Source organism: Mesorhizobium sp. M7D.F.Ca.US.004.03.1.1 (genome assembly GCF_003998635.1).
Taxonomy (GTDB): domain Bacteria; phylum Pseudomonadota; class Alphaproteobacteria; order Rhizobiales; family Rhizobiaceae; genus Mesorhizobium; species Mesorhizobium loti.
This window is the reverse complement of the sequence record NZ_RZQG01000511.1, coordinates 1-4,367: the sequence shown is the minus strand read 5'-3', so window position 1 is coordinate 4,367 and position 4,367 is coordinate 1. Positions and strand designations below refer to the sequence as shown.

The 4,367-nt window shown below is 62.8% G+C and carries 4 protein-coding genes and 1 pseudogene; 4 read left to right on the top strand and 1 reads right to left on the bottom strand.

All coding sequences use genetic code 11. The features are described from left to right. Positions 1–574: 574 nt before the first annotated feature. The gene (locus tag EN935_RS24160) at positions 575–1,702 is read right to left on the bottom strand and encodes a site-specific integrase (RefSeq protein WP_127373676.1); all 1,128 of its coding nucleotides are present in this window, start codon (positions 1,700–1,702) and stop codon (positions 575–577) included. Positions 1,703–1,952: 250 nt separating this feature from the next. Here EN935_RS24160 and EN935_RS24155 point away from each other — a divergent pair, with 250 nt between their 5' ends. The 4 genes and pseudogenes from EN935_RS24155 to EN935_RS24140 form a co-directional block, all read left to right on the top strand. After that, entirely contained in the window at positions 1,953–2,249 is a 297-nt protein-coding gene (locus tag EN935_RS24155) for a hypothetical protein (RefSeq protein WP_111543956.1), read from the top strand. Beyond that, a complete protein-coding gene (locus EN935_RS24150) occupies positions 2,239–2,832 on the top strand; it encodes a hypothetical protein (protein WP_127373675.1) in 594 nt (197 codons plus the stop codon). The genes EN935_RS24155 and EN935_RS24150 overlap by 11 nt, the downstream gene beginning before the upstream one ends. Before the next feature lie 246 nt (positions 2,833–3,078). Further along, complete coding sequence (locus EN935_RS24145) at positions 3,079–4,098, top strand: DUF1403 family protein (protein WP_245489032.1); 1,020 nt, start codon at positions 3,079–3,081, stop codon at positions 4,096–4,098. Between the two features lie 5 nt (positions 4,099–4,103). Then, positions 4,104–4,367: pseudogene (locus EN935_RS24140) on the top strand (SMC-Scp complex subunit ScpB); the annotation flags it as partial.

The following is a 4,367-nucleotide window of genomic DNA, read 5'->3' as shown; positions in this document are numbered from 1 at the left end:
CCCTGATCGAGGATGCTTTTCTCGAACAGCAGCGGGATCTTTGTAGGAACGGGCGAGTTCACGTTCATTCGATCGAGACTCTCTAAAAACGATTTTTGACGTAAAAGCGCCAAGCAACCGTCATTATGTCCGATTCGTTCGCCCGGGCAAGAAATTTAAAGTTAACAAAAGCTTAACGGTCGCGGAACGGGGCTCAACAATATGATTCATGCAACTGAATATGCTGCACAATTTGGCGATTTTGTCTGCGGACAAAGCCTACCATCCAAGCACAAATCCTGCTTACCCCGGCGTCACGCCCAGTTCTTATCGGCTTCCTAAGGCGCTCCGGTGCCTGGCAAGCGATCACGACACTCTGAGCCTGGCAGATCAAACTCGACCGCGTTCTGACCCGACATTGCAAAGCGCCATGTTGTCTTTCACCTGCCTTGAAGACGCTAAGCAAAGCGTTCCAGGTGATAGCTCGTCGGAGGAGAGGGGGCAGCACTCATCAGTCCGTTACCTCACGATAAGCGCCAAGTGGGAGGACGGAGTATTGGTGTCAAGTTCGCTCAGTGGGAAAAGAGAGGGCTTTTCAGAGCCCGGACGCCTTAGTGAGGTTGATCCGGAAACGGTCGCGACGCCGCTGGTACTTGCGGGTCATCTCGGCGCTGGCGTGGCCAAGCTGCTTCTGCACATAACGCTCATCAACCTCGGCAGAGGAAGCCAGGCCAGCGCGCAGTGAATGTCCGGAAAACTTCTGTCCCCGCTCGCCCTCGGAGAGATCGCCGCGCACGCCGGCGGCCAAGGCCGTGCGCTTGACCAACCGGGCCACCTCCTGATCGTTGAGCCGATCGACGCCGACCGTTTTACCCTGACCAGTAACACGGCGGAACAAGGGGCCATGCGAGATGCGGGCAAACCTCAGCCAGGTCTCGAGCGCGACAACCGGGCAGGTGGAGTCGGACGAACCGCGGCCGATCTCGACCTCGCGCCAGCCGGTCTTGCCGCGCAGTGTCACAAGAACACCTTTGTCGAGCACCTCGACCCAGCCGCGGCCATCCTCGGTTTGATCGCGGGCAAGATCGAGGCCGACGATTTCGGAGCGGCGCAAGCCGCCTGCGAAGCCCAAAAGCAGCATGGCGCGGTCACGCAGGCCACGCAGCGTGCTGCGGTCGAGCGTCTCCAGCATGGCAACAAGATCGTCGCGCAGTACGGCCTCCTTCTGACGGGGCGGGGCGGCGTGCGTGTTGCGGATGCCGGCGAGCACGGTGGCGATATGACGGTCCTTCCGGTCAAGCGATTGGCCGCGCTGCGTGTAGTTCCAGGTCAGGGATGACAGGCGGCGCTCGATCGTCGCCACCGCCTTTTTGTCCCTTCCAGTGCCCGAAGCCTGCGCGGTGATATAGAGGCCGACGGTCTGCGGGTCCGGCCGCGATGGATCAAAAGACTGGCGCCGGCACCAGGCGCAAAAATGCTTCCAGTCGGCTGCGTAGGCGCGACGGGTGTTCGCCGAACTTGCTGCCTCGACATAATCGCGCGCACGGTCGGCGAGCTTTTCGAGATGCGTAGGCAACGATGTCTGTCGCGGGTCAAGGACCGGCGGGGGAGGGGAGGGGCCTTCATCCGGCCGCCCCATCTCCATGACGACGTCGACAATGTCCGGCAGGTCATCGGCGTCGATTGCGTCGGTGGACACCATCAAATTACGGGCTTTGCCCATCCAGCCTCGTCCATTCTAATGTCGCAGCAATGCGATTCTTGCGAGCGAAGGTGCGGCCAAAGTCCGGAATTGTCCACCGCGCGCTGTGTGACGGAATAGCTGCGGGAATTGCCTCCGCTCCGGTCCTGGTATCGCATCAGCGGGAGCGCAACGGGCCTTTCCGATCCAGGGATGGCCTCTCAGGGGTGGTCTCTCCTTGCTTTCATGTTCAACATCCTTTATATTCCGTTCAACAGATGGAGATCCCAAGATGACCATACGTGGCGCAGCGACAGCCGCAAGCGAGGAGCGGATCGCCCACACCCGCAACCGTCTGGTGCTTGAGCAGGCGAGGGCGGTCGGCCTGCTTGGCGCGGCCAAGAACACACGCCTTTCCGGCAGGGTGCCGTCGGAATTGATCGAGGCGGCAAAGAAGCGCGCCCATGTGACCTCCGACACCGAACTGCTTGAGCTCGCCCTGTCGCGGCTGGCCCTCGAGGATGATTTTGGCGCCCGGCTCGTCGGCCGCAAGGGCAGCATCTCCGCGGACATCGATCTTGGCATTTGATCTAGGCGGCGCACTGCGGTCCCTAAAACCACAGCGGCGTAGGGCAGGGCTGGAACGGCGACCAGATTCCGCCCTGTCCTGGGCAGGTGACCAGCCGCCTGTCGGCGGCGTATTGCTCCTCGACACCAGCGTCTATCTGGATGTCCTGCAGGGACGTACGCCCGAAGCGGTCGATAACCTTCTGACGTATCGGCTCTGTCACCACTCGGCCGTCTGCCTTGCCGAGCTCAGCCACGTGTTCGGCCGGCTCGACCCGGCGCACCCGACGACGAAGTCGGTCTTGGGAGCCGTTGCGGATACGATCGAGGATATTCCGGCGCACCGGCTGCATGCACCCGACGCCACCGCTTGGGGACGCGCCGGCATGCTGGCCGGCCTGTTGTTCCGGCTGAGCCATCTGCCGAAAGGGAAGGGGCATGAACGCCGCTTCCTCAACGATGCGCTGATCTTTCGCCAGGCCGGTATGGTCGGGGCGACGGTCCTGACCGGCAATGTTGGCGATTTCGATTACCTCAGCCAGCTTGTTCCGTCGGTGCGGGTGATCTTCTACCGGGCAGAGCCAGGTTTGCGCCCGCAGGCTTAAAAGCTCAGTGGGATGCACCAGCACTATCGTAGCCGTTCCAGGAAAGACCGTCGCGCTTATGGGATGGCCCGGAGGGTCGCTCGGCGTGAATTTTGGGCTTCTGCTCGACGAAAATGGCCATTTCTAACATAGAGACCAAAACGAACGATAATGCAACATTATCATTCGTTGTTGGTGCACGACAAGCACAGCGCTTTTCGTCCATTTCTGTTGCTAAAAGCGCCGCCGTGATTCATCGTGGTTTCGATGATTCTGCGTCCCAAACCATCTCCGCGCCACTACGCTACGCTCGCCGGCACCCCTCCGACCGTGCCAATGGCAGCGGTGCCGGCCTGGCTGCGCCGGGCCATCTCGGATGCGCACAGTCATGCGGGAAACGAGTTCGAGGACGTCTCGCTGACCGCGGGCGCTGCCATCGGCGCGCTCGATGCTGTCGTCCGCCGTCAGGACCGGTGGGCCGGCGCCTGGCGGCAGCGCCTGGCGCTTTCGGCTGCCGTGGCAACGGCAAAGCAGGCTGGCCGCGTGGAGGATGAAAGCGCGCTGCGCGACGCCGTGTTGCTCACCCGGCCCGGCGACAATGTCGGCCCCGCCGGTCGTTTTCTCCTCGCCTGGCGTCGGCTGGCATCTCGGCCAGCGGAGGATCTACTGACGGAGAAAAATCTCGCGGCGGTGTTGGAGGAGTTTGGCTACGCGCCGGATGATGAGGCGGTCAGCGATCTGGCGGATGATCTTCGACAGCTTTCCGCAGGCATCGGAATGGTCGGCATGCTGACCGGTGCGTTCACGGCCGCCGAACGCCGTGGCTTCGCACGCACCGTTGGAGCTTGGCTCGCCGACGCCCTGCGGGCGCAGCGGCTGTGTTGGGCATACGCCATGCCGCTGCTGGGCGCCGAGGCAGCCTTGGGGACAGGCGCCCGCACGCCTCGACTGGCAGCCAGCTCCGTGGCGACAGGCATTGAGACAGATCCTGATGAGCGTGCGAAAGGCCTGATGGCCGCGCAGGCGCGCGCCGCGCTGCGCGCCATTGATCTTTCCGCCGAGATCGAGCGCCGCGCGGACCGGCTGCTTGCAGTTGCGCCGAAACTCAGGGCCAAGGCGGCAGACATGGTCGTCGAAAGACTCCTGTCCGACGACGCGATCGTCGCATCCGAGAAAATCGCCGGCATGAGCGACCGCGGCCTGCGCCGGCTATTCGACCGGCTGGTCGAACTCGGTGCCGTGCGCGAGCTGTCGGGCCGCCCAACCTTTCGCATCTACGGGCTGTGACGACCATGGTGGAAGCGGTGCGCAGACGCGGAAAGGATCGGCCAGATGACCGTCGATCAGCTGACCAGCTGTTTGACCGCGAACTGGATCACCTGCCGCCGGAGGCGCGCTGGCGCGAATGGATGAACCGTGTCGAAGCGACCATCTTCGCCGCCAACGAACCGGTCGGCCGCGAGACGCTCGCGCGGATCGTCGGGAAAAACTGCAGCATCGATCTGCTGATCGACGACATCCGCGAGGAGCTGCGCGGTCGACCCTATGATCTGGTC